The sequence below is a fragment of the Stenotrophomonas sp. TWI1183 genome (assembly GCF_039673115.1).
Taxonomy (GTDB): Bacteria; Pseudomonadota; Gammaproteobacteria; order Xanthomonadales; family Xanthomonadaceae; genus Stenotrophomonas; species Stenotrophomonas maltophilia_AA.
This window is the reverse complement of the sequence record NZ_JBDJKZ010000006.1, coordinates 203105-229230: the sequence shown is the minus strand read 5'-3', so window position 1 is coordinate 229230 and position 26126 is coordinate 203105. Positions and strand designations below refer to the sequence as shown.

Sequence of the window (26126 nt, the reverse complement as noted above, 5' to 3'; positions counted from 1 at the left end):
CCGCAGGCGCTGAGCATCATGCCGCTGGCCAGGGCAAGCAGCATCCCGATTCCCGTAGCCGATCGAATTCGATGGTGGTACATGCATCTCTCCTTGAATCAGGGGGTCGGGGTCGGCACCGGCTGCAGGGGAGGCAGGTTCCACTTGCCTTCGATGGCGGCGCGGCTCGGGCCGTAAACACGCCCAACAGCACTGTAAGGACCGGCCGGCGCGGGAAGCCAGTTGCTCTCCTTTTCCTTCCCAGGCGAGACGTGGGCGACGTAGAGGGTCAGTCCGCCATCGGGGTCATATTTGAGCCCGGGGGTCCGGTCGCCGATGGAATACCGCTTCAGTTCATTGGCGTAGAGGAACCGGTCCGGCAAGGTATACAGCGTGACCGACCAGAAGAACTTCGCAGGCGGGATGGCATCCTTGCTGAAGTGGATCACCGAAGGAGTATTGCCGTCGCCTACATACCCGCCATACCACGCTTCCTCGATGGAGTTCCCATATAGTCCCTTCTCGGCGGCAATGGAACGGGTGAGGTAGTCGTCCTTCAGAACCGCGCGCGATCCAAACAGTCCGTTGGACGATAGCGTTGCCTTGGCCTTCTCGGCCATTGCGGCTTTCGCATCGGCTACGCCGGCATCGATCGCCGACAAGCGAGCCTGACTCAGGGACTTGGCGTCGAACGGTCGTCCTGGGCCGATCCCGATTTTCGCGAAACGCTCCATAAGGCCTGCTTCGCTCGGATTCGTCGGTTGTGTGAACTGCAGCAGGAAATTCAGATAGGCGATGAAATCGTGGGAATGGACCTTATCGGCGTCATAAGCGGGGAACTGAATCTCTGGCGGCGCCGAAGGGGCCTGCGTCTTCAGGTAGCTGCTCAAGGGCTGCAGCTTCATCCCTTCCTGGATCTTCTTGACGTTGCCGATGTCGTCGGGTCCGTTCAAGGCGGTGCGTGTGAGCGTCAATACTAGCGAGGTCTCCGAAGGAAAAACCTGCTTGATGCCAGCAGGCGTATCGCCCTGCCAGCCGGGCCCGGCGATCAGGTAGCTGGCGGCGCCGTTGCCGGTGGCGCGCGACCCGATGTAGGCAAAGTTGTAGGTGAACAGATCTACCCACTGCTGAACGTAGTAACGTCCTTCGGGCACCTTGGGCACCGTGACGACCCAAGGTTCAGCCCGCAAATCCAGCCAGGCCCAGGAATAGGGCGTGTCATTATTGGGCGTAACGACATCGTGGTTATCCGGCGTGTAGAGCTGCGAATAGTGCCTGAATTTGCCGAAGCCGCCGATGTATTCGGGCGCATCAGGCGAGGCCACTTGCTTGTAGAGCGTGTTGTAGTTCTCGAGCATCGCAAACGCATAGATGTAGGCATCTTTCGCGATCACGCGCGCCTCTGCCTCGTCCTGTTCGTCTGCCGCGGCCGATCGTGTATCTGGAGCCGTCGTCGGTTCCACTCGATTGGGCTGGCTCTCAGGCCGCTGGCATGCTGGAAGAAACAGGACTGACATCAGCAAGAGGGACGAACCACGAGGCATTGGGCGCATGGAAATGGGCTCGAGTAGGCGGGGTATGGTGATGAAAATTGTTGCTCGCAAGCGCAGCCGATGCTGGCGACACCAGTGCGGCTCTTTCCCGCGAGGCGCATGAGAGGGTGTATCTCCACTCTGTTCTCCCTGCCGCAGGGTTGGCAAGAGCGTATTCACTGTGTTCCGCTCAGTATTTTTACTGGTGCCAAGGGTTAAGCTCGGTGGCCTAGCTGGTCCGAGCTATTTTTCGTCGATCTGATCCACGACGTTCTACCCTTCGGTCCGAAGAAAAACTACCCCGAGAGCCTCGGCTTTACGCACGAGTTCAATAGTCCCGTGCACACCCAGCTCTTGCATCATCGCGTATTTGTGTGATTCGACCGTTCGGACCGAGAGTCCCAATTTATGCGCAATCTGCTTGGCACGAAGCCCGAGCGCTAGAAGCTCGAGCACACGCAGCTGCTTATCTGTCGGGATGTATTGCGTCGTGGATCCATGAATGATGGCCTGCGCGGCAACGCTTGCCGATACATATGTATTTCCGTTCAAGACCTCTTTAATGGCAAAGATCAGTTCCTCTCCGGCGGCGCTCTTGAGCACGAAGCCCCGTGCCCCCGCGCGGATGGCCCCGGCAGCCAGAGACGGCTCATCGTGCATGGTCAGGAACACGAAGGGAACTCTGCAGCCTCGCTCCAGAATCTCTTTCATTGCGTCGATTCCGCTAATGCCGGGCATGCTAATGTCTGCGACCACCACGTCTGGCGGGTCGCGCTCGACCGTCTCGATCAGCTTTTCCCCGTCGGATACCAACACAATTGATTCAAAGGAATTCATCAGCAGCCGCTCGATCCCCTGGGCCACCAAAGTGTGGTCATCTGCCAGCACCACACTTCTACCCCGACAGCGGGGTTTCTCAAGGAGAGCGAGATCCATGCATTTCACTCCTTCGACAATGGTGTTCGGGATTGCATGGATAAATGCCACTTCGAAGGCGCGGCTTATCCTTGCTCAGGAATCTGGATATTGGCTACGGAGCGGGTGAGGGCCTTGTGATTTAATCCATCGGGCGGCAACTTCCAGCCGTGCTCACGGAACAGATGTCTCGTTCTGTGATGCTTGCACGCTTCAGATGTGACAGGCGTGCGCGAATAAGGCGATGTGGCGATGTGGCGATGTGGCGATGTGGCGCAGAGGTGGCCACTTCCAGCGCCTTCCCCATGGACAGATTGGCCCGCATGAAAGATCAAGGAGACGCCGTCAAGCAGTCCTCGCTGCATTTTGCTGTCCGGCTTCCTGCGGGACTTGCCCCGTCCAGAGCAGCGTTACTATTTCAATGGGGTGGCTTCCCAACAGAAGGCGGCTGGAAAAGTCCCTGACACATGCGAGCCGGTGAAGCGCTTCGCCCCGTCGCCAGCCCTTCCATGTCAGAGCCGTTCGGTCTTCGCTGGCGTAGACCTTGGCCTGCAACACTACTGTTGCTGGTAAACAGTCATACTGAGTTTGCGTCGCGCGACTGAATCCAGAGCCGGATACAGGCATGGGACGACATCTCACTCCCAGGAAATGCAGCTGCGCAATCACTTTAAGTCGACGATGACGACGGACGTCCTTCTATAAGCGGCTTCTGCTTCTGGCCGAAAGCGGACGCGAGGACGCAAGCCATATCTGAAAGTCACTTGGAGCGATAAGGACGCAGAACGCTCGATTCAAGTCGATGCCCCCACACTCGGGCTGAAAAGCGAAGTCACCCGCAATCTCCTTCACTACCTTCGCTCCTCATGGCGTACGTAGGAGAAACATGGACTGATACACGATAGATGCTGATCGAACAATCTGCCGGGTAGTCGCACTGTTCGCCGGCAACGATCGTTGAATCGCTCCATGCACCTGCTGCGGTGTGAGGCCCTCCTTAAGCTGTCGCACGGACTGATGAAAGGCAGCATTCACGCGATGGGGTGGAACGTCCCGATACAGCGTACGTTGCATGCGCAGCTGGGCGGAATAGCGGGCAACCTGACCGGGAAAACATTTGCTGTCGTAGCCACGAATCCCGCAAGTGCGAGCCAACTCCTGCATTGAGGGCAGGAGGCAAGCCGTGTCTGAAATCAACGCCTCGATTGTCTTGGAGAATGCTATCCACGCATCGGGAAGATTTGCGCGTCCAAGTGGGATGTCGACGGAATAGTGAACCCCTGGCAGCAGCGCAGATGCGCACTCTGCTGGTCTGAGCAACATGTCCAGCACAGAGACACACTGTCTCGCTGCCGCCCTGAGAAGGTCCCCCAAGTCTACTCGCCCAATGTTTGGTCGCAATCTCAATGTCGGAACATTGGCGTCGCGCCATACCATGTAGCGAACGAAATCCTCTCTATGCGTCTTGAGTGGCCGGTAACGTTGGTTCTTGGCCTCGCCAACATCGTCCACGGCTTGGACAAACGCTAACAGCCTGGATCTTTCCAGAACCCGAGCGGGGTCATCGGCGGTCCATTGGATTAGCTCTTCGACGCAGTGGTTTGTCCATTTCTCAGCACGGTTTGGAGGATCGAAGCGTGCGCCGACGGTGAGTGAGCCCTTGCATCCTGGACACACTAAGATGTTCACAGCTCTGAACCCAGAACTGCCGCAGTGTGGACAGGTGTTTTCAATTCTCGCTCCGTGCGTGGCACAGTGAGAGTACGCAGCGAAGCGCCAGATCAAACGCGAATATGGAAAATCATCTTCCTGGACGCTATCGACTAGACATCTTGGACACCACGATGCACCCTTGCAAAGCGTCGCTGACTTCCCTGAGACAAGCTCACCGATTCCTAGGAGCGTTCCCCCTAGAAGTGACTGACCGGTTAATCGTTCCAGCGCTTTCGCTCGCCTGCGCACTACAGGACCGGAGCCGGATAGCCTCGAGCAATCGTTGTAAGTGCCTGGCTCAGACCCTGATGCAGCATCGAGAAGAGCGATAAACGATGACCAAGGAACTGCGCACAGGGTCGTTAGTCGCAGGCAGTAGCTACTGAGGGACTCAGTGCCGGAGGTCCCAGCCCCAATGAGCTTTAGGGGTGGAAGCTTCGTCCAGTTTGGAATGTGAACTGTCATGCGCCGGCCGCACCGTCAGCGCTAGGCTCAATGTTCAAGTAGTCGGCTAGTGACGTTGTAGGCTTTGAGCTCGCAAGACGATTGAAATGATCGATGTCTCGCCAGAACGAGCTGTGGTTCTTTGGTGTGCCTGAAGCCGACTTGAGGTGGTCAGAAGTCAGCTTCGAGCATCCAGCTCTGCACCTCAGCTCATTTGCACGTCGGAGATATCTTACAGTTGGGCCGAATATTCCTCCTCCATTCAATGCAACCAGCTCCAGGTTGTCCTGAAGCAGAGTGGGATGGGATAACGGAAAGCCTGCGCCGATTGCCTTTACCAACGTCGCGTAGCCTACTAGGTCCTGCTGCATCTTCAGGTTGTACGGTCGCATGTAGACGATGTCCGAGCGGTTGAAGATTTCCTGAGCATCTTCATAGAGGGGAGAGGCCTCATGCGTACCGAACATGACCGCCGCGCAGCCGATCTCCTCGATGAGGGCCATGATTCCAAGCATGTAGTTGCGAGCACTCTGCGTCCTTGTGACTCGACAGATATTTGCGACTTCGTCGATGACTATGTACTTTAGGCCGCGAACCTTCGCCATTCTTTCAAAGGAGAGTCGGAGCTCTCTCTCCGCTCGACGCGATCGAACGTCTTGCCAGAAATGAGAGGACGCGCGTTCTTCAGCAGACTCGTCAAACCTGTGGGGACTGCCAAGATGGGAGTCAGGCTCTAGCCAACCTATCTCAGGTTCTGTGATCTCCTGATGGAGCCTCAAGGCAAAATCCTTGGGGTTGAACTTGTCGCCTTGGTTCAGGACAGCTCTTACTGAGATCAAGGGGATGCTGCCGATAGGCCAGTGCTTAGGTCGGCCTGCAAGCGATGGCATAAGACGACGTCGCAGCTCACTCTTGCCTGACCACGACGGGGCAACAAGCCATACGAACTCCCCGGGCCTCGCGCGTGCAATGGAGCCAAGCATCTCGCGCTCAGCTGTCACGAACCGTTCGTGTGGAATGAAGGGAAGTGACTCGTTACAGAGCAGATTGACCAACGGAAACTCAATGCTCATCGCGACTACCTTCGGTGACCAGGTCAGGAAGAGCACTGAAGTCAATCTTCAGACCGCCATCCGCTTTGAGCGGCTTTGATTTCCTAAGAGGAGGCGCACTGTTCTCACCCTTCCTTTGCTCTGCATCCAAAGAGCGCTGTCTTGCATTAGCCGCGCTGGTCCTTTCGTAGTTCTGCCTTTGGATGTCTTCCTTCCTAATCACCGTTTCCGGGCGAAGGAACTGATCCCACATTGCCTCGAACAATCGATCTTCAGGCGTGTAGTGGCCGATCTTGGTAACCTCAGAACACCACGCTTTGTAGCGCCTGGCGGTCGTCTGAATCCATACGAATGTTGTATCTTCTGGGTCCCGACGCGCCTCCAGAATCTTCTCAGAGGCTAGGCGGCTACAGAGTTCTGAATTTGTGTAGTTTCTTCCGCAGAAGCGGAATCCGCGCGTTGTCTCATAAGACGTTGACTTAAGCTTCACAGCGGTGCGGAAAAGCAGGTCGTCGTTCAAGACGATGGGGAGGCCTGAGTTAGGTGCCAAGCGGATGAGTTCTTCCATGCGCTCACCAGATCCGCAGTGATCTGCGCCAGGGAGCCGTGGGAGCAGGCCGTACAGGAGCTCATTGATCTCGGACTCGGTGGTCGAGAACTCCATTCGAGCGGTCGAGCGGCTCTTGAACTTTCCGTCGACGCTTCTTCCGGCCTGATCGGGCTTCGTGCTGCCGATCAACCGATGACTCACCATCGCATTGATCTGGCCTTGGATGGTCTCGCACTCAGAGTTATATCGGCTTCCGCCAGTCGGCGCCGTAAGAAATGTTACTCCAGGTATCTGGCAGACCTCACATCGGACGGACTTTAGGTCAGAGCCCCGATCGATCAGTATCGAATGAGGGAGCTTCTGGTGCTTTCGAACATAGTTCCGCAAGAGTATGAGAATTCCATCCCGCCTGGCTGGACCGAAGACAAACGCGTGCGCCATGACGTGTCCAGAAGCTTCGTCGCGTCCGCAATAGAGCAGCGGGCACTGGTCCTCCATGCCTTCTTGTCCTTGGATGAATGTTCTGTGGTCGATCTTTGTCGCATCAACGTGAAGCACGGAATGTACGGCCAGTGCGGATCCCGATCTTACGCGCGCGTCAGAGCGAGGCTTATTTGCCTGATATCGACGCTTTCCGCCAACCGCAAGATCGCGAACCGCTCGGGACGTGTTCTTCACTCGGCTTAGGAGCGCCTTATAACCGGGCGCAACTATGCCGAGCTTTTCACACTGGCCGACGAGCTCTCGATGTAGATCAGACTTGCTCGTCACCAAGCCACCTAGCCAGTGGGACTTGATTGTTTTGTTGAGAACCTCCGTTTGGGTGGACGTGAGGCGGCTTGACCTGTTCCCGGAGTTTGCATATTTGGTAAGCGCTTCTTGCAGCGGATTTCGCCCCTCCGCGCGTGCGGCCCTAACTTTCCTTTCCAGAGCCCGCATGCGGCGAGGCAAGGGCTCTCCACTTGCGATGACTCGGTCGAGCTTCTTGAGTCTTGCAACCGCTTTTTCCACGTCGGTTGAACTGGCGAGTGACATTGGATCGCTCGCGTCCAGATAGAGAGTGTCGATGCCTTTACTGAACTCCACACCGATGGCCAGCGCCTGTTCCGGATTAAGGCTAAGGTAGAAGTTCCGTACGTCTATGAGAGGCACATGTTCTATCGGGCCGAAAAGAAGCTTATCGGCGAGCAGGGCGGCGGCAATTCCGGCATTGAACCAAGCTATCTCTACCATCAACGTTGAGATGCTTTTAGGCCCTGCGGTGAGTCGCTTCTGGACTTCTATGAATCCCTCGCGGCGGGCGAGTGATAGCTCCTCATCCCAGCTCTGATAGATGAACTGCAGGTTCCGGAGGTAGCGGCTGTTGTATGGGGAGGTGGCCCGCACGACGTACGTAATTCCATGCGACTCCGCCCATCGCTCATACGCCAGGTTACGGTAATGGCTGCCATCCCGAATCCACTCATCTGGCTTCTTCTTAACCAGCGAATCAAGCTTGGTGATCGACTTGCACTCGACCACCTCAACATTCGACCTCCGAATCACGAAGAAATCTGCGTGTGCGGTGCTTATGTGGCGTCCTCGTCGTATGCCGTGACACCTGACTTGGCAGACATACGAAATTACGTCGGGGTCCAGCTCAAGCTCTAAGGCATATGTCTGCTCAACTGTGTGGCTTTCGAGCCGGCGTATTGCGCGACACTTCTTGGAACTGAAATCGACAATCACATTGTCTAGTGCATAGGCGCCGACGGTTCGCCCGGCACCATGGCCGTACAGGTCAAACGCGAATGCCCGGTCTTCTAAAGAAAGATCCAAGGTTCTTAGGTGGTTTTGCAGTTCATCTGGCGTCATCTAGGCCTCCCTTGGCTGGGCGAGGGCAATACCTCACCCTCCCGGCCGCGCGGGTACTTGAAAGAAGTACGGGACGGGGGTAGATTCAGCTCAGCGGATCCAAACGCTAGCTGCACACAAGCCCCGGCCTGCAAGCCGGGGTTTGTTGTTTCTACCCTAGTGGTTGAACTCAGCTCATCGCATGGGTGCTCTCCTGTACGGTCGCTGCGGAAATGAGGGCGAGCAGGTTATTGGGTCCTGCTTCTTGAGGCCACGAAGAGCCAGCGGGCGAGGGCTTGTGAAGGGACTACGCGACCTCGACGGCCGGGCATATGCACCACGTCAACGCCTAGGCGGCCTTGGACGGCGGCACGCCTTGCTGCCTCGAGACTGCGGAAGCCCAGGGCCTGCCAAGCATCGGCAATACGTACGTAGAGTCCAAACTCATCCACGATCGTCCCTAGCAGTTCATCCTCGGACTGGGATTGAAGTGCTGCTCTTGGTAGCGAAAGGGTGCTCATGCCACCGAAACATACGGAATCCACGGTCCGTTGCAAGCGATCTGGGTTCGGCAGGCCATTAGGAGCCATAAATGGTTATGGGCTCCATCAAATCAAAGGCTTACGCGTAACAGCCGACGCCTTCGGGATGGCGCCTTTTGTGGTGTTACTTTGCAGATTGCGCGGTCAGCTTCCCTGCCGGCAAGACGTGGTGGGGCCGGTCCACTGCGGGTGCTAGGTGTCTACAGAAGCCTGGGTGACTCAGAGTCAGCCGACGTGCATTAGCTCCTATGCTGGGTGGCGGCGAGCCGTAGAAGGGAGGCGTCCGCCGATCCAAGTCGCTGGCAATCAGGGAGAGGCGACGGCGCAACGATAGCGCTCGAGAGCTTCCGGGTTGGCAATTGTCGGCGATATGCGCCCGCTCGCTCTCGAAGGACTTGACCCCGCGTGAGATGTTCGTCACATTTCACATGTGTGGCGCTATTTTCAAGGCTTTGGGGCGTAATTAGCTAGGTTTAGGGAAGGGATTCCATAATGGATCAGGTGTCAGCGCAGGAAGTTGAAGCGGTAATGCTAAAGCACGTTGGGGTGTCTTCCCTAATGGAGCATCTCGCAACCCGAAGGAACAAACTTTCTAAGGGCGTTGATCGAATTGATGCTGATTTCTTCGAGAAAAATGCGGGGCAAGTTCTTCCCAGAGTCTCAGCAAAACTCATTGATGGCAGTTTCCGCTTCTCACCATACTTAGAGAAACTGGTTAGTAAGGGTCGCGCCCGCGCTCCCCGAGTCATCGCGAAGCCTACCATCCGCGACAAACTGGTGCTATGGGCAATCAAGGAGGTATTACATGAGTTGCTTCCTAGTATGGTGCCTCGCTCTTTACCTAATCAAGTTGTCCGAGAGCTAGTTTTAGCGCTAGCAGCAAGGCCGGGATCCATGATACTCAGGTTCGATATCGAGTCGTTTTACGATCGAATCGACCGCCCGCATCTTTTCGCGATGTTGAAATTTCATATAGGAGAAACGCCACTTCTGAAGTTGCTACATTCATCGATTAATTCCCCTATTGTTCCCGCGGCGTACCGCCGCACGGAGCTGTCTGGGTTTGATGCTGGGGTGGGTGTTCCACAGGGATTGCCAATATCAAATTTTCTTGCGCATGTTTACTTGCGAGATGTTGATAGCAAGCTGTCGGCCCAGCAGGTAGCGTATTTTAGATATGTGGACGACATCTTGCTCCTCGTGCCCGCCGACGAGGTGGAGTCTCTTTCAGCCATGGTGCGGAGTTCTCTTTCCGAAATCCACCTGAAAGCCAATGAGTCAAAGTCCAAGACATTCGAGTTCAGCCAGGAATTCGAGTTCTTGGGATATGAGATAAAGGATGGTTTAGTTCGTCCTAAGAAGTCGAGTGTCGATAAATACCTGCGATCAATCGCAGGGCTATTCAGCTGTTTGCGCAAACGTGTTCTGCCGCGTCGAGGGCAATTCATCCAATGGTCTGATGTCGACTTTGCTGAGCTTTTTATTGATGAGCTCAATGAGTTGATAACTGGTGCGATTTCTGGTGGGAAGCAGTACGGATGGGTGTTTTACTTCAACGAATCAAATGACTTGAAACCCTTCGTTCTTGTTGACTCTGTTGTCAGACGCTTTGCTAGGCGCACAGATCTACTTACCAATTCGCAGCGCCATCGAATAAAGCGGTGTGTAAGATCTATTTTTGAGACGCGGCATAGTAAGATGGCAGGTTACGTTAAGAATTATGACGAAATAGTCACACTCGCCGATAAGGTTGCTTTTCTGGAGTCGTACGGTTACCTGGGAAGGGGGGCGAAAATAGGTGCGACCGAAATCGAGGCACTTTACGAGACAACTCGAGAGGCTAGGCTGGCTAGGTTAGAGCGGGATGTTGGGCTCATTTCATGATGGCCGCGGGCTTCTTCCAATCGTTTAGGGAGAAGGGCACTAAGGTGCAATCGTAATCCTCAGTAAGAAAAGTATCCCTAACGGGCAATCAGTCAGAACTTACCGCGGCCATCATTAAATGAGCTCAGTTATGCAAAGTTCCCTTTCTTACATGGAGAGCTCGCTTCTCCATCCTACTCGATCATCTAGATTCTATGCCGCTAGAAGATTGAGGCTGCAGAATGATTATGCTTATTGGGCTCAAATATCCTGTTCACTATGCCTAATATTTTGGTCGCTTCGGCCGTTTTTTGGATTCAAGGCCGTGCCGAACATCGAGTTTTACGCGGCATTTTCGTCGATTTCAATTCTAGCAATGACGCTTGCGCAACAAGCCGCTGGCTATATCGATCAAGCGAGGTCACTTGAAGCATCTGCACGGAAGATTGATTCTCTCAGGCGCGACGTGGTCGCAGAGGTGGCCGCTGGGAATGACACTGGGCCGGCCGCCCTGAGAACGATTGGGAAGAGGTACTCAAAGATTCTTGAGGAGTTTCCAGTAAATCATACACCCCTGGATTATCGATTCAGATTGCCCGGCATTGTTTCTCTACTAGTCATGCACCTCCGCGCGGGAGTGATGTCTGTTCTCGTCACCTTGTTAGTAGTAGTTTTTCCCCTGTGGCAGCTAGCTCAGTGATTTTGGCTGCCGATCCCCATTCGTTCTGCGGGGCTTTCTTGTGTTTACGCACCATCACGATCAGATGCTCGGCCCCGGGGCCATCCGTGACGTAGACCAACGATTCAGTTAACCCGAAGGTGCTGCCCAGCGTGGGTTAGTTTGGGCCGTGGACGCCCAGTAGTGCTTGTCACTAGGGCTGATAAATCAGGGTGGTGTCATTGGCCGTATATAGGTATGGAGCAGCTCTTCGATAGGCTGGCAAGAGAAGATGTGTTTGACCGTCTTGGCATCACACATCTGAAGAACAGGTTTTCCCCTTGGATCTCGCTTCAGCCGTATAACCACGGCCACATCAGCATCCTTCGCGCAGAGGCCTATGCGTGCCTAAGTGAATTCGTTTCAGACTCAGCAAAGAGTAAGCATGTCCAGCACTGTACTTACGAAGTGCAGCATCGGGACGACGTCCACGCTCTGTCGAATTCGACATCGAGTACCCAGAAGACGAGGAGATCGGCGACCTGGACCAAAGGGTTTCCAGTACGCGAACGCTGCTCGACGAGCCGGGGCTTCTGGCGGTTCTCTCCGAGTTCATAGCGCATACGGGCTACATGTGGACAGCTCATCACTGCTGGTCTAGCCGAGCCTCTGGACCACTCTTTGCTTGAAGGTGTCGACGTACGTGTCGACTTGCCGATGGGCCCGGGCTCGCCCAATGAAGCTATCATTCGACCAGGATGAACGGGGGCCGAGATCTTGGTTGGATTTGAGACATCGCCGTGGACGGCTTCTTGGCCACCACAACAGGACCGCTATCAGCTTAGGCGTGAATTTGAGCGATGGATACCTAAACCGGACGGAAGTCAGGCCAGGTACAAAAGTACGTCGTTTGATGAGGCGCCCCTGATTGAGCTGTGCCGCTGCTACCGTTTGAACTACGTCGGTGCTACTGAGGATGCCCTTGTGGCTTGGGACGCTTGTCCGGGGCGAGTCAACGACAATTGTCCATCCACTGTAGAGCTTCGTCGGAGAGGATGGTTAAAATTTGACGGTGGCCGATGGACTCGCTTCATTGATGAGGCAGTGGACGCGGCAGATGCTCCTCCTTTGGACTCCAGAACGGAGAAGTTTCTCTGGGGACTAGCTAGTATTGAGCTCGTCGAAAGGCCTAACTCCAGTGGCCTGAGTGCTCGGGCACTGGACGTTAAGAAGTGGCTGGAAGATCGACCAGCTGAGGGGTTACCTGCCAGAGATGCACTATGGCTAGCCAGGCGGTTGTGGACCGAACTTTGTCAGGTGGAACTAGCTGACGTTGTGAGGCTCACAGAGGCTGACGAGGGAGTGGACTCTGCCGATGCCGAGGAAGCCTGCGACTCTGATACGGTCATTGATGGCTTGGTTGATCGAGTATTTTTGGAGTGGCAGGCGTGGTGCGAGCTTCTCCACTGCCCGGCGCAGTGGGACCACCGTTGGAACGCACTAGAAAGAAAACTGTGCCGCGAGGCGGCCCTTCGCGTTCTCGATCGACAGGAAGTGTGGGCCGACTGGGAGGGCGTGGAAGCTCAAGTTGCGGCGACGAACAGAATAGTCAGGACGGCCAGAATTTGCCCATGCCCCGAAAGGGAGGGACCGAGTAGGGAGTATTCCTTGCTCAATCGCTCTGATTGGCTGAATAGGTCGGATGTCCAGCGACTGATGAACGAGCAGTTGCTGCAGCCAAGTTCGATAGCCTTTGCCTACGGTCTACTTTGCTCCGAGATGGAGAAGACCTCCGGAGGATCTAACATCGTGGTGAGCGTCAAGGCGGTCATGGCCCTGGTGGCTGAGCGTCCGATGGCGATGGTGCATATGATTTTCAAAGTCCACAACACCCCTTCGCTCCTGGTTGACATGTTGCTGTCTGAGCGAACGTCTGCGTGGGCCACGAGACTCGTTATTAGTAGTCGAGATCCCGTGGGGAGACAGACGGGTCACAGAGCCATTAGCGACACCCAGGCACGGTCCTTCGCAATCCAAGAGTCACTCTTCATCTTGGCCCATCAGCTTCGATGCGGGCGGGCCGACCTCTTGGAGGTGGCGTCACTGATCACGTGGTGTTACTCCACGCACGGCCACGCCCCTACGGAAGATTCGACGAAGACAGAGGCCATTGGCAGAGATCTGCTCGGCCTAATGGGAAATGCACCTGACAATGAGCAGGCGGTGTTTTTGCAGTACCTCATGGCCCAGGCTGAAGGTGACCCTAACCTTCCATTCGTGCGCTTCAAAGCCGTGCTTGATGCGGCGGGTGTCCTGCCAGCTGCTAGTCGTCTTGATCTGTCACCCGTGATCAGTCTCTATGTAAAAGTTCTCCGTGATCTGAATTCGGATAGGACGGATGCGTCTTCGCTGCCGGCGCCGCTCTGTGCGCGCTTAGTGGAAATTGGCTTGGCTAGCCCTTCCGCCGCGCAGTCTTTTTTGGAGCCCATTGATGCGAGGAGTATTGCGCGTAAGGCCTATGCAGAGAGTGATCACGCGATTCAGTACTCCTTCGCTAGGACGCTCAGGATGCACGTGCAGATTCTTGCTCGTGCAGTGAGCGGCTGGTCCAGCTCGTCGGTGCCTAGAAAAATCGTTGATGCGCTGTTAGAACTGATTCCCGTCAGTATCGTTCAACATAGTGAAAAAGGGTGTGTGTCGGCTCTCACTGATCGATACAAGCCAGATCGGATCTTCCGCAAGGAGCAGACATCGCCGGCCCAGGACCTCGCACAAGCGTGGCGGGCGCTAGATGCTCGTCAGCAGAACCGCATGTTGCGAGTCATTGCGGAGTCCGATGATCCGGCTTTCTTAGCTGAGCTATTCTTGATGCTTCCGAAGAAGAGGAGAGGGATTATCCGGGCGAGGTTGCGCAAATTGGGGCCGGCCAACGCTGCCTCGGCATGGACCTGGCCGGAAGTGCTGCGACGCATCGGTCTATTGCTGGATGTCGATGAGACGAAGGTTGCTGGTCAACATCTGTCTGAGACTGAGTCGCTCTCTGCAGATGCGCCACCTGAAGTGAAAGTCAACCTCTTCGACCTTCGTCTCCGATTGCTTTTCAAGGGCAAGAAGTGGCGTGAGCTCGACAGCTTGAGTCTGCCTGAAGGTCTTGATCGGCAGTTCCTCAGGGGCGCTAAGAACGCGCAGCTCTTCTGGCAGGCAACGTCACAGTTGGTTCGCCCTGCCGGCGACTTGGAGCAGGCCAAGTTGATGTTTGAACGACTTGCTGCTCATAGCGGGAGTGTGCCCGCCTACAAAGAAAACGCCTATGCTGCTGCGTTGCGTCTACTCCTTGATGAGTGCCCTGATCAACTGGTTGGGCAGGCGAAGACGGAAGGCGAGAAGCTGCTCGCTGAGATGAATAGACTAGCTCAGACTAAAAGGGATGAGTTGAGTGAAAGTTTCTTCGCCAATCGTGGGCTGCTCCTTCTTTCTCTAGGCAGGTCGGAGGAAGCGTTGGAAAGCTTGGCAGCAATGCGATCCGAGAAAAAGATGATCGGCCTTGAGCATGTCGCGGCGCTGGCGATGTCAAAGTTAGGGCGTAAGGCTGAGGCACGGACCGTTCTCGACGCTGCCATTGACGAGTTCGGGCCTGTAAGTGATCTGGTAGAGATGCGAGCATCACTGTGGGACGGGGCAGCCGCCCAAGCTCCGGTGATGGCGACCACAACAGTAGACTTACTAACGTCTATTCAGCTGTCCCTTCAGAGGATGCAGGATCTAGGGCCAACGCAAGTAGGTCAGCTGTTTGAGTCATCGGGCGATGGGCTCAGGGGTTTTCTGGTCCGAGTGGTGTCGAAATCCGTCGCCGGACTTCAGCACATGGGTGCGATTCTTCGCGATCGTCCGAATGTGAAGCGTGTTCCGAAGTGCGATAAAAGTCTGAGGACGAGTCGAGGCCCAAAAAGCAATGCAAAGTTCGAGAATGATTTAAATACGGCTCTTAAAGAAATTCTCGGTGCATACCTCGCCTTTATCAAGTGGGATGTTGCCGATCAATCACTAGGCGGATCTACGAAAAAGGGAAATCCAGGGGAACGAGATCTTGTCATTCGCGCCTCAGGTCAGGAAATCGCGGTTCTCGAGGCGTTGGTTTGCAAGTCTGTCGAAAAAAAGAACATAAAGTCCCACTTTCACAAGCTCGTCGACTATGGTAAATGCGGGTTCTACTTCCATGTCATTTATTCCTACAAGCCGTTACGTCCAATACTTGACTATGTCGGTGAGATGATCAGGAATGAAGTCCCCGCGTCATTCGCCTATCGGAGTCACACGGCGTTAGACGACAAGGATCATGAGATAGCTGGGTTCATTGCTACCTACGAGTCTGATCATCGAGCGGTGGACGTGGTCTTCCTGATCGTGGAATTGATTGATCCTAGCTTAAGGGACGTAGTGCAAGAGTCTGCAGATGTGACCCCATAGCCAATGACGCCAGCAGAGTGTTCAGGTAGGTTGCGATGGGCTTCAGGTTTTTTCTCGGTCAGATGTGTAACGAGTGCTCCATAGCCTCTGCCATCGGGGACTGGTGAGAGTTCAGGTGCTAGCGCCAGCCCCTGACCCCCGAGATCGAAACAGTCTTGGACCTTTGGAATTAGGTCCATATTTGCGTCTATCAGTGCCGCTTGGGTCGAAAGCGAACTGTAAGCATCGATGGCCGATCTTCCTAGCCAGAAGCGCCCGCTACCGACACAAAGTAAACAATATGACAGGCAGCACTTGCTTTGGATTCTGTAATCGATTCAAAACGTGAATCTATCGAAGAAACGGGAAATTTTTGGTCAGTTCGAAGCCGGAGTACGCTTGCTCTTGGCCGTAATGAACGATGAAAGGGTTGATGGCATCTGCGCCTTGGAGCGTTCCTGCTGAGATCTCACCATTGGCGCTACATGTCCGCGCTCGAGTAGCGATCAGCAGCGCTCGGCTTGAAAGCGGAAAGTAGACGGCGCAGTCAGCACTATCTAAAAGAGTGGGTTCCATCGTTTCTCGATCTACGAAGAAGACCGGCGTGTCAGATGTCACTAGGGGTCCGGCCGCCTGATTTCCAGAAAAGTACTGCACTGTCCAGTGCATGTCCGTCAGGATAGATGAAATCTCATTCAACTCACTCAATTGAACTGCAATAAATGGAATTCGGTCGATCATTCCTTCTGTTGTTGCCGATAGATCCACCGGCACGCTAGCTACGGCTTTGTAGAATTGCTCCAGATCCTGCTCATCGGTCACCAACTTATTCGTCATCGCGAACTTTGCGACCGCGGCCATACGGGGGTTCCTGAGATGCATGCTTGCCAGGAACCTCGCAACTGTTCTTCGTGCTTCCGAACCTGGTGAAAGATCAAGATTGCGCTTCAGGCCCGTTATTTCCTTCCAGACGTGTCCAGCCTCTGCCTCCAGGGCCTGGAGAGCCTTGTCAACGCCGTCGTCCCATCCTTTGCCCGCGGGCTTTCCAGGCTGGAACGCTCCCCCTGCACCTGGAAGCGAATAGAGATGTTCTAGATAGGCCACCTTCTTTACAGACTCTTTCGATGCTTTGTAGCCCCCGGCGTACACGTCTTTGAGCTCGGTAATCCAAGTTGTTTTTCCCTTTGGGGAGGTGGCGAAACCACGGAGGTAGAACTGTGGCACCCAATGTTGTCTGATGGACATTGTCACGAATTTACAATCCTGCGTGGCCTGAAGTTGATGCAGCGATCTTCCGAAACAGGCTGAGCGATAGACGAGCAGTAACGGCTTCTGAATACGCCTGGTCCGTCGGAGACCGTATATGATCAAGTGAAATATTGATCAGTCAATTTTACCTTCAAAAGTTGGCAGATAGGAGCGTAGGCTGAGGACACGTCAGCAGCTGGGATAGCGATTAATAAGGCTGCCTTTTGTCTCGCACTTGCCTATCCAAACATATCTTCTTAAACCAATCCCGCATAGTCGCTGCTCGTCACAATCCCTCGTAGCGGCGTCCGCTGTCGGCCAGAGCGAGGCGACGCTCGAGGCTTTGAGGTGTCCTATGCCATCGGCCTATAGACGGACCTCAGGTTCAAGGCTCACGTGAAGAAGACTATGAGCTCTGAGTGGGGGACAGTACACCCGTCGCTTGCTGCCCCTTGGAGCACTCCCGTTCCCGGACAAGGGGCGGTCTTAACTTGCAAGCGCCACGCGTGACTTGAAGGCATGTATCTGATCATCCATCAATTCCGCCAGCGTCTTCCATCCAAGCTTTTGGCGTGGCCGGGTTATCGGGTCACTGGGCGTGCGCGCATAGTATGTGCATGCTCTGCCATACGCACGAACTATGGGTAAAGTTCAATTTAATCAATATCTTGGGTTGATGATTGCCACACAATGGGCGCAAATTCACCCATAGTCCGCTTGTAAGCACCCCTGGAAAGTACCCAACTATTGGGTAAATGGGCGTCCAAACTATGGGGACATGGCTACTTATAGCCATGTCCCCATAGTTGGTGTCGCTTACACAAACTATGGGCGCAGCCGCCTGCACAAACTATGGGCGCAGGCCTGTCACCCCTTCTAGGACAGTGCCGTGCCTTAACGGCAACGTAACATCGGCTTCGCAGCCAGCCTAAGACGCATTTTTAAGAAACCGCTGATATATCCCAGAGAGACAGGTGGGGAGGATGGAGCCATCCGGTCAGACCGGAACCAAGGCCCCTCCACTCTCACGCGCAGTTTGCCGCGCAGCTCCTGGGATACTCCATGAACTTTGTATACAAGTTGATCTTCAACATTTCGACGGGCACATGGGCAGTCGCCCACGAGCTCGCTGTTTCGCGCGGCAAGAAGAGCCGCACCCGGTTGGCGAAGGCCATGGCGATTGCACTGGCGCTGCCGGCAGGTGCAGCGATGGCGGCTGACTCGCCCGAAGTGATGCAGTGTGTCGCGGGACAAACAATGTCTCAGGACGGGCTGCGCTGTGAGGATACGGCTAATGCTGCTGGTGTCGTTGCACCACGCGCTGGCACCGGGGCCGTATTCTTAGGTGGGACCGCAAATGGCGAAAATGCTGTAGCCATTGGAACAGGGTCAACGGCGAGCTACAAGGAATCAGCAGCGCTCGGCTATAGGGCTCTCGCGCAACAAGAGGGCGCGGTCGCTGTGGGCCCACAGTCGGCTGCGTACGCTGTTGATGGAACAGCCGTTGGCTCATTCGCCACTGTTGCCAGTGGTGCAGTGGGAGGCGTCGCGCTCGGGACCCGTTCGACGTCTTCTGCCAATGGAGCGGCCGCGATCGGCGAAAGATCGATCGCCAACGCGGCAGACGCCACGGCGCTCGGCAAGAACGCACAGGCCACTGGTGCTAGGGCTGTAGCGTTGGGTGCAGCTTCCATTGCTGGCGCGGCGGACACGGTTTCTGTCGGCAATACAACGCTGAAGCGCGTCATTGTCAACGTTGCGCCCGGCAAGGCTGCGACTCACGCGGCTACGATTGGCCAGTTGTCGCCGCTTATCGCTGGTTTGGGCGGTGGCGCTGCCATCGACCCGACGACCGGCGCGGTTACCGGTCCGACCTACAAGGTGGATGGCAAGGATCAGAACCTCGGCGAAGCCCTCGCCGGGCTGGGCAATAACGCCCAGGCGCTGAAGGACAAGCTGACCAGCAGCGGGCTGCTCGCCGAAGATGGCAAGGCCATCGCACCAGTGACCTACGACCGGGATGTCAAAGGTGAAACCAACTTTGGTTCGGTCACCATGGGCAACGGTACTGGTCCGGTCAAGCTGAAGAACGTCGCCGTTGGCACCGCCAACACGGACGCGGTCAACGTCGGCCAGCTCAACACGGCCCTTACGAAAGCTGCTCAGGATGATGTTCATACGTTCTTGCAGTTCGGCGCGACCGGTGCCAGTTCCAGCGGAAACGCAGTCGCAGGCGGCGCCGGGGCGGTAGCAGTTGGCCGGGGCGCGAACGCAGCCAAGTACAGCGTTGCGGTCGGTGGCAACACGAAAGCAACCGGCGACTCTTCCACAGCCATTGGCATTGAAGCCTCTGCCGTAGGCGCCAAGGCCTCTGCACTTGGCTGGAAGGCAAACGCTGCTGGCGAACGCGCCACAGCCGTCGGCTTTGGCGCGACAGCAGAAGGTGCCGCCAGCGTCGCGCTGGGCGGTGGCATCAGCGAAACCCCGGAGGGCGTGGTCACTGCAACTGGCGCATTGTCGTCGGGTGAGAACTCTGTCGCCATCGGCGTCCGTAGCAAGGCGACCGCCAAGGACGCTGTCGCGCTCGGCTCGGAGTCGGTGGCGGGGTCGGCCAACTCCTTCTCGATCGGCAACGATACCTTGAAGCGCACCATCATCAACGTGGCCGCCGGCAAGGCTGCAACCGATGCGGTCAATGTCAGCCAGCTGTCGCCGCTGGTGGCCGGCTTGGGCGGTGGCGCAGCCATTGATCCCACCACGGGCGCGGTCACCGGGCCGGCCTACAAGGTTGACGGCAAGGAACAGAAGAATCTGGGCGATGCGCTGACCAGCCTCGACGCAGGTACGAGCGCACTGAAGGAAACGCTTGCAAGCAGTGGGCTGGTGGCAGCCGACGGCAAGGCACTGGCCGCTGTCAGCTACGATCGCGATATCAAGGGTGTGACCAACTATGGCTCGGTGACGCTGGGCAACGGCAAGGGTGCCGTTTCGCTCAAGAACGTGGCGGCGGGCACGGATGATACCGATGCCGTCAACATGACCCAGCTCAAGAACGCCATGGCGAATGCAACGCCGGCCGAAAGCACCTTCCTGGCCGGTAAGGGCGGTGGCACGGCAGCCAAGGCGACCGGCTTCAACTCGGTGGCCCTGGGCATCAACTCGGTGGCCGACCAGGCCAACACCGTGTCGGTGGGCTCGGCGTCGGGGAAGCGTCGCATCACGAACCTGGCGTCGGCCCAGGAAGAAAGCGATGCCGCAACCTATGGCCAGGTTACCGCCCTGGTGGGTAACGCCAGTTCGAGCGCCCAGCGTGCACTGAAGGACGTCAACACGCGCCTGTCGGCACTGAGCGAGCAGACGGGCCGTGTCGGTTTGGATAGCCCGTTCCTGAAGATCGATGCCCCGGAAGGCTCCGAAGCGGCTGTCGTCGATCTGAACAACTCCGCTGTGGCCATTGGTGCATCGACCAGCGCCATCGGCAGTATTGCCACGGCGATTGGTGGCGCCTCCTACGCGAAGGGTTCGCAGGCTGCGGCGATTGGCGGTGGCGCCTACGCCGAAGGTCAGGGCGCTCTGGCGATGGGCTCCGCACGGGCCGAAGCCGACAATTCCACGGCGCTGGGTAACGGTGCGCGTGCCACCGGTGCCTACACGCTGGCCATCGGCGCCAACGCGCGCTCGGCGGGCATGAATGGCGTTGCCCTGGGTAACAGCACCCGCGCGAACGCTGATAATGCAGTGGCCATCGGCACCTTGGCCAACATCGACGCCACGGCCACCAACTCCATGGCCTTTGGCCGTAACGCCAGCGTCGGCGCTGGCGCGACCAATGCGATGTCGCTGGGCAGCAACACGACCAATACCCGTGCCAATACGGTGTCGGTCGGCAGCCTCAAGAACGAACGGCAGATCACGAATGTGGCGGCCGGTACCGCTGACACCGACGCCGTCAATTTCAGCCAGCTGAAGAGCTTCGTCGGTTCCAATGGTGGTGGTCCGCTGACGGTGTCGTACGCCGATGAAACGAAAGCCTCGCTCGCCTTGGCCGGCGAAAACGGCACGACGATCAGCAACGTGAAGGCTGGCGCCGTCTCGGCCACCAGTACCGAAGCGATCAACGGCGCACAGCTGCAGGGCACGGCCTCCTCGGTTGCCTCCGCGCTGGGCGGCGGCTCGACGGTCAAGGCCGACGGCACCCTCGCGGCGCCGAGCTATACCGTGGGCGGTAACAAGCATGGCTCCGTCGGCAGCGCGCTGGGTGCTGTGGATACCTCGCTGACCGATCTGGACGGCCGTACCAATGACCTGGCCAGCCAGATCAAGGGCAGCGGCCTGGTGGACGACAAGGGCAACGCCCTGGCCGCCGTGACCTACGACAAGAAGGCGGATGGTTCGGCTGACCGGGCTTCGGTGACGCTCGGCACGCCGGGCACCGCGGTAAAGCTCTCGAACGTGGCCGCCGGCAAGGTAACCGCCGCCAGCACCGACGCCATCAACGGCGCCCAGCTGCAGGGCACGGCCGCTTCCATGGCAGCGGCCCTGGGTGGCGGCTCCACGGTCAAGGCCGACGGCACCATTGCCGTGCCGAGCTACACCGTGGGTGGCAACACGCACGGTTCCGTCGGCAGCGCTCTGGGTGCTGTGGATACGTCGCTGACGAACCTGGATGGCCGCACCAATGACCTGGCCAGCCAGATCAAGGACACCGGGCTGGTGGACGACAAGGGCAACGCCCTGGCGGCGGTCACTTATGACCAGAAGGCGGACGGCTCGGTCGACCGTGCTTCGGTGACGCTTGGCACGCCCGGCACGGCGGTGAAGCTGTCGAACGTGGCCGCCGGCAAGGTAACCGCGGCCAGCAGCGACGCCATCAATGGCGCGCAGCTGCAGGGCACGGCAGCCTCGGTTGCGGCCGCACTTGGCGGCGGCTCGACGGTCAAGGCAGACGGCACCCTTTCGGCGCCGAGCTACAGCGTGGGTGGTAAGCCGCATGCCTCCATCGGTGGCGCGTTGGGCGCTCTGGACACGTCGGTCACGGCGCTGGATGGCCGGACCAATGATCTCGCCGAGCAGCTTGCCGGCAGTGGCTTGGTGGATGACAAGGGCAATGCCATTGCGGCAGTGACCTACGACCAGAAGAAGGACGGCTCGGCGGACTACGCGTCGGTGACGCTGGGCAATGCGGATACCGCCGTGAAGCTCTCGAACGTGGCCGCCGGCAAGGTGACCGCCGCGAGCACAGATGCCATTAACGGTGCACAGCTGCAGGGGACGGCCACTTCGGTGGCGGCGGCTCTGGGCGGCGGCGCGGCGATGAAGGCCGACGGCACGCTGACCGCGCCGAGCTATACCGTGGGAAGTGGCAAGTACGGCGACGTCGGCGGCGCTTTCGGTGCGGTGAACAGCTCGCTGACCGATCTGGATGGTCGCGCCAAGTCCATGGCGGAGCAGCTCGCAGGTATGGGCGTGGTGGGCGAGGATGGCAAGAGCTTGGCTGCCGTTACCTATGACCAGAAGAAGGACGGTTCGGCTGACTATGCGTCCGTGACCCTGGGCTCGAAGGATGCTGCGGTGAAGCTGTCGAACGTGGCCGCCGGTTCGGTAGCCGCCGGCAGCACCGAGGCCATCAACGGCGCTCAGCTGCAGGCCAACGCCGCGTCTGTTGCCGCATCGCTGGGTGGTGGCAGCCAGGTCAAGCCGGACGGCACTTTGTCCGCTCCGAGCTTCACCATCGGTGGCGACAAGCATGCCAGCGTGGGCGGCGCCCTCGGCGCGGTTGACACATCGCTGACCGATCTGAAGGAAGTCACCAATGACCTGTCCTTCAAGTTCGAAGATGCCGGCCTGGTCGGTGAGGACGGCAATGCGCTGGCTGCCGTCACTTATGACCAGAAGAAGGACGGCACGGTCGACCGCACGTCGGTCACCCTGGGTGAGGCGGGCACGGCAGTGAAGCTGAAGAACGTCGCTGCAGGTGCAGTGAATGCCGGCAGCAGCGAGGCCATCAATGGTGCGCAGCTGCAGGGCACCGCCGCTTCGGTGGCAGCAGCCTTGGGCGGTGGTTCCACCGTGAAGGCCGACGGCAGCATTGCGGCACCGAGCTACACCGTGGGTACCACCAAGCACGGCGATGTGGGCAGTGCCTTCGGCGCCGTCAACACCTCGCTGTCTGACCTGGATGGCCGGGCCAAGCAGCTGGACGATAAGTTGTCCGGCACGGGCCTGGTGGACGACAAGGGCAATGCGTTGGCCGCTGTTGTCTACGGCCAGAATAAGGACGGTTCGACCAACTATGGTTCGGTTACGCTGGGCAAGATCGCTGGCAGTGAACCGGTCCGCCTGAAGAACCTCGCCGCTGGCGTGGACAGCAGCGACGCGGTCAATGTCAGCCAGCTGACCGCTGCAACCGCAAATCCGTGGTTCAGTGGCAAGGGCGGCGGCACGGCGGCCAAGGTAAGTGCGTTCGGTTCGGTTGCCATCGGCATCAACTCGGTCGCCGACCAGAACAACACGGTATCCGTTGGCAGTAGTGACCAGAAACGTCGCATCACCAATGTTGCCGACGGTGAGGGCAACTACGACGCGGTCAACTACCGCCAGCTGGTGTCGATGGTGTCCGGCCAGAACACGCGGACCCAGAGCGCGCTCAAGGATGTGGACAGCCGTTTCGCCGCGTTGGATGCACGCGGCGTCGTGGACGATTCATTCATCAAGATCGACGCCCCGGAAGGCTCCGAAGCGGCTGTAGTTGATCTCAACAACTCCGCTGTGGCCATTGGTGCATCGAGCAGCGCCATCGGCAGTATTGCCACGGCGATTGGTGGCGCCTCCTACGCGAAGGGTTCGCAGGCTGCGGCGATTGGCGGTGGCGCCTACGCCGAAGGTCAGGGCGCGCTGGCGATGGGCTCCGCACGGGCCGAAGCCGACAATTCCACGGCGCTGGGTAACGGTGCGCGTGCCACCGGTGCCTACACGCTCTCGGTCGGCGCCAATGCGCGTTCGGCGGGCCTGAATGCCGTTGCATTGGGTAACAACACCCGAGCAAACGCCGACAACGCGGTGGCCATCGGCAACCTGGCCAACATCGATGCCACGGCTACCAACTCCATGGCCTTTGGCCGCAACGCCAGCGTGGGTGCTGGTGCGACCAATGCGATGTCGCTCGGCAGCAGCAGCACGAACCTCCGCGCCAACACGGTGTCGGTCGGCAGCTTGAACAATGAGCGGCAGATCACCAACGTGGCGGCCGGCACGGCCGAGACCGATGCTGTCAACTTCAGCCAGCTGAAGAAGTACGTGGGTGAGAACGGTGGCAGCGGTGGTGCAGCCAATCCGCTGGCTGTGGCCTACACCGATGCCGACAAGGGCACGGTCAGCCTGGCGGGCGCCGAGGGTACGATCCTCTCCAACGTCAAGGCGGGTAGCGCAGACACCGACGCGGCCAACGTCGGCCAGGTGAAGGGTGTTGCCGCCGCGATCGGCGGAGGCGCCTCCATTGCGGCAGACGGTTCCGTCACCGCGCCGAGCTTCACGATCGGTGGCGGCCGCTACAGCAATGTCGGCGAGACCTTCGCTGCAGTGGACACCTCGCTGACCGACCTGGATGGGCGTGTCACGGGCAATAGCAGCAGCGTGACCAACCTGAGCAAGCAGTTCGAGGCGCTGACGGCAGGCACCAGTGGCATGGTCACCTTCGATGCGGCGTCCAACACCGTGAAGGTGGCTTCGGCCCAGGCGGGCACCACGGTCGACTTTGCCAACAGTGATAACGAAGCACGCACGCTGACCAACGTTGCTGCAGGCAGCGCCGAAGGTGATGCGGTGAATGTTGCCCAGCTGAAGGGCACTGCACAGAGTGTGGCCGCAGCCATCGGTGGCGGTTCGGTCGTCAACGCGGACGGCACTGTGTCCCAGCCGAGCTACACGGTTGGTGGGACCACGGTGACCAACTTCGGCGATGCCATCACCAACATCGATGACCGCACGACCACCAACGCAACCGAGCTCACCACGCTGGGCACGACCATCAAGGAACTGTCCAACGGTACGTCCGGTCTGGTCACGGTTGATCAGGTCACCGGCAATGTGCAGGTCGCTGCAGCGCAGGGCGGGACCCTCGTCGACATGGAAGGTACCGACGGCAAGCGTCGCGTCAGCGGTGTTGCCAACGGCACGGAGGAAGACGACGTGGTGACGATTGCCCAGCTGCGTGCAGCCGGTGCGATCGATCCGGTCAGTGGCCAGACGTTGAGCGTGCTGACCTACGACGGTGCCGATCTGTCGCGTGCCACCCTGGGCGGTAGCCAGGGAACCGTGCTGGCCAACGTCGCCAGCGGGTTCATCGGCGCGGGCAGCATGGAAGCGATCAACGGTGGCCAGCTGTTCGACATGAATGCCGCTATCCAGGGCAGGATGGATGGGCTGGATGGCCGTGTAGGCACCATTGAGAAGGGTATTGCCGAGGGTTCGATTGGCAGCGGCAATGGTTCCGGCAACGGCAACGGCAACGGCAACGGCAACGGCAATCCTGCCGGCGACGGTGCAGCCGAGGGCGGTTTGGTTGGCCCGGGTGCTGGCGAAGGTGCGCTGATTGTCGGCGGCGGTTCGGCCGGCGGTTCAGGTGCGGTGAGCGTCGGCGACGGCAGCAAGGCGGAGGGCGACAGCTCGATCGCCGTTGGCGGTGGCAGCTCGGCCGGCACCGGCTCCATCAGCGTCGGTGGTGGCAGCTCGGCCGGTGGCACTGGAGCGATCAGCGTCGGCGAGGGCAGCGCGGCCAGTGGTACCGGCTCGGTTGCCATCGGTGAAGGTGCGAAGGTGACGAACGACAACTCGGTTGCCATCGGCAGCGGATCCACCACCACCCGGGACAATGAAGTCTCGATGGGCTCGGCGGGTTCGGAACGGGTTGTCAGCAATGTCGCCGCGGGTATCCAGGGCACTGACGCAGTCAATCTGCAGCAGATGGATGACCGCTTCAAGGCCGAGCATGACTGGTCCAACAGCCGCTTCCAGTCGATGGACAAGCGCATCGACCGGATGGGTGCCATCAGTGCGGCCTACGCCGGTATGGCCATCAATACGGCCGGTCTGAGCGGCGACAACCGCCTGGGCGCCGGTATCGGGTCGCAGAACGGTCGCAGTGCATTGGCCGTCGGCTACCAGCGCATCCTCGGCGAGAAGAAGAACGTGTCGGTCTCGCTGGGCGGTGCTTTCAGTGGCAGCGACCAGAGCGTCTCGGCAGGTGCCGGCATCAGCTGGTAAGCGCAGAGAGCTTGATGTCGTAGTGTAAAAAGAAGCCCGCGGTCGAAAGACCGCGGGCTTTTCTACGTCTTCCTGCGAAGCAACCGCGCC

9 protein-coding genes are annotated in these 26126 nt (G+C 58.1%); 4 read left to right on the top strand and 5 right to left on the bottom strand.

Features of this window, described 5'->3' with window-relative positions; genetic code table 11:
• Positions 1–98: 98 nt before the first annotated feature.
• The 4 genes from ABE434_RS08435 to ABE434_RS08420 form a co-directional block, all read right to left on the bottom strand.
• A complete protein-coding gene (locus tag ABE434_RS08435; protein WP_346478513.1) occupies positions 99–1373 on the bottom strand; it encodes a DUF1254 domain-containing protein in 1275 nt (424 codons plus the stop codon).
• Between the two features lie 411 nt (positions 1374–1784).
• On the bottom strand, positions 1785–2447 hold the full coding sequence (locus ABE434_RS08430; protein ID WP_346465377.1) for a response regulator transcription factor: 663 nt from the start codon (positions 2445–2447) through the stop codon (positions 1785–1787).
• A 2153-nt stretch (positions 2448–4600) separates the two neighbouring features.
• A complete protein-coding gene (locus tag ABE434_RS08425; RefSeq protein ID WP_346465379.1) occupies positions 4601–5656 on the bottom strand; it encodes a hypothetical protein in 1056 nt (351 codons plus the stop codon).
• A complete protein-coding gene (locus tag ABE434_RS08420; RefSeq protein ID WP_346478512.1) occupies positions 5646–8039 on the bottom strand; it encodes a hypothetical protein in 2394 nt (797 codons plus the stop codon). Before ABE434_RS08420 ends, ABE434_RS08425 begins: the two co-directional genes overlap by 11 nt.
• A gap of 1013 nt (positions 8040–9052) precedes the next feature.
• On the opposite strand from ABE434_RS08420, the gene ABE434_RS08415 reads away from it, so the two are divergent.
• From ABE434_RS08415 to ABE434_RS08405, 3 genes are all read left to right on the top strand, one after another.
• Complete coding sequence (locus ABE434_RS08415) at positions 9053–10444, top strand: reverse transcriptase domain-containing protein (RefSeq protein WP_346478511.1); 1392 nt, start codon at positions 9053–9055, stop codon at positions 10442–10444.
• A 118-nt stretch (positions 10445–10562) separates the two neighbouring features.
• Positions 10563–11123 (top strand): SLATT domain-containing protein, encoded by a 561-nt coding sequence (locus ABE434_RS08410; RefSeq protein WP_346478510.1) that lies wholly within the window; start codon positions 10563–10565, stop codon positions 11121–11123.
• A 1674-nt stretch (positions 11124–12797) separates the two neighbouring features.
• On the top strand, positions 12798–15548 hold the full coding sequence (locus ABE434_RS08405; RefSeq protein WP_346478509.1) for a hypothetical protein: 2751 nt from the start codon (positions 12798–12800) through the stop codon (positions 15546–15548).
• A gap of 330 nt (positions 15549–15878) precedes the next feature.
• On the opposite strand, the gene ABE434_RS08400 is transcribed toward ABE434_RS08405, so the two are convergent.
• The gene (locus tag ABE434_RS08400) at positions 15879–16772 is read right to left on the bottom strand and encodes a DUF4238 domain-containing protein (RefSeq protein WP_346478519.1); all 894 of its coding nucleotides are present in this window, start codon (positions 16770–16772) and stop codon (positions 15879–15881) included.
• Between the two features lie 1065 nt (positions 16773–17837).
• Between ABE434_RS08400 and ABE434_RS08395 the strand changes: the two genes are divergently transcribed.
• Entirely contained in the window at positions 17838–26036 is an 8199-nt protein-coding gene (locus ABE434_RS08395; protein ID WP_346478508.1) for an ESPR-type extended signal peptide-containing protein, read from the top strand.
• Positions 26037–26126 lie beyond the last annotated feature (90 nt).

What these genes read in the sequence shown, in the direction of transcription:
- ABE434_RS08430 (WP_346465377.1), bottom strand. Translation starts at nt 2,447, where the DNA reads ATGGATCTCGCTCTCCTTGAGAAACCCCGCTGTCGGGGTAGAAGTGTG.
- ABE434_RS08425 (WP_346465379.1), bottom strand. Translation starts at nt 5,656, where the DNA reads ATGAGCATTGAGTTTCCGTTGGTCAATCTGCTCTGTAACGAGTCACTT.
- ABE434_RS08420 (WP_346478512.1), bottom strand. Translation starts at nt 8,039, where the DNA reads ATGACGCCAGATGAACTGCAAAACCACCTAAGAACCTTGGATCTTTCT.
- ABE434_RS08415 (WP_346478511.1), top strand. Translation starts at nt 9,053, where the DNA reads ATGGATCAGGTGTCAGCGCAGGAAGTTGAAGCGGTAATGCTAAAGCAC.
- ABE434_RS08410 (WP_346478510.1), top strand. Translation starts at nt 10,563, where the DNA reads ATGAGCTCAGTTATGCAAAGTTCCCTTTCTTACATGGAGAGCTCGCTT.
- ABE434_RS08405 (WP_346478509.1), top strand. Translation starts at nt 12,798, where the DNA reads ATGAACGAGCAGTTGCTGCAGCCAAGTTCGATAGCCTTTGCCTACGGT.
- ABE434_RS08400 (WP_346478519.1), bottom strand. Translation starts at nt 16,772, where the DNA reads ATGTCCATCAGACAACATTGGGTGCCACAGTTCTACCTCCGTGGTTTC.
- ABE434_RS08395 (WP_346478508.1), top strand. Translation starts at nt 17,838, where the DNA reads ATGAACTTTGTATACAAGTTGATCTTCAACATTTCGACGGGCACATGG.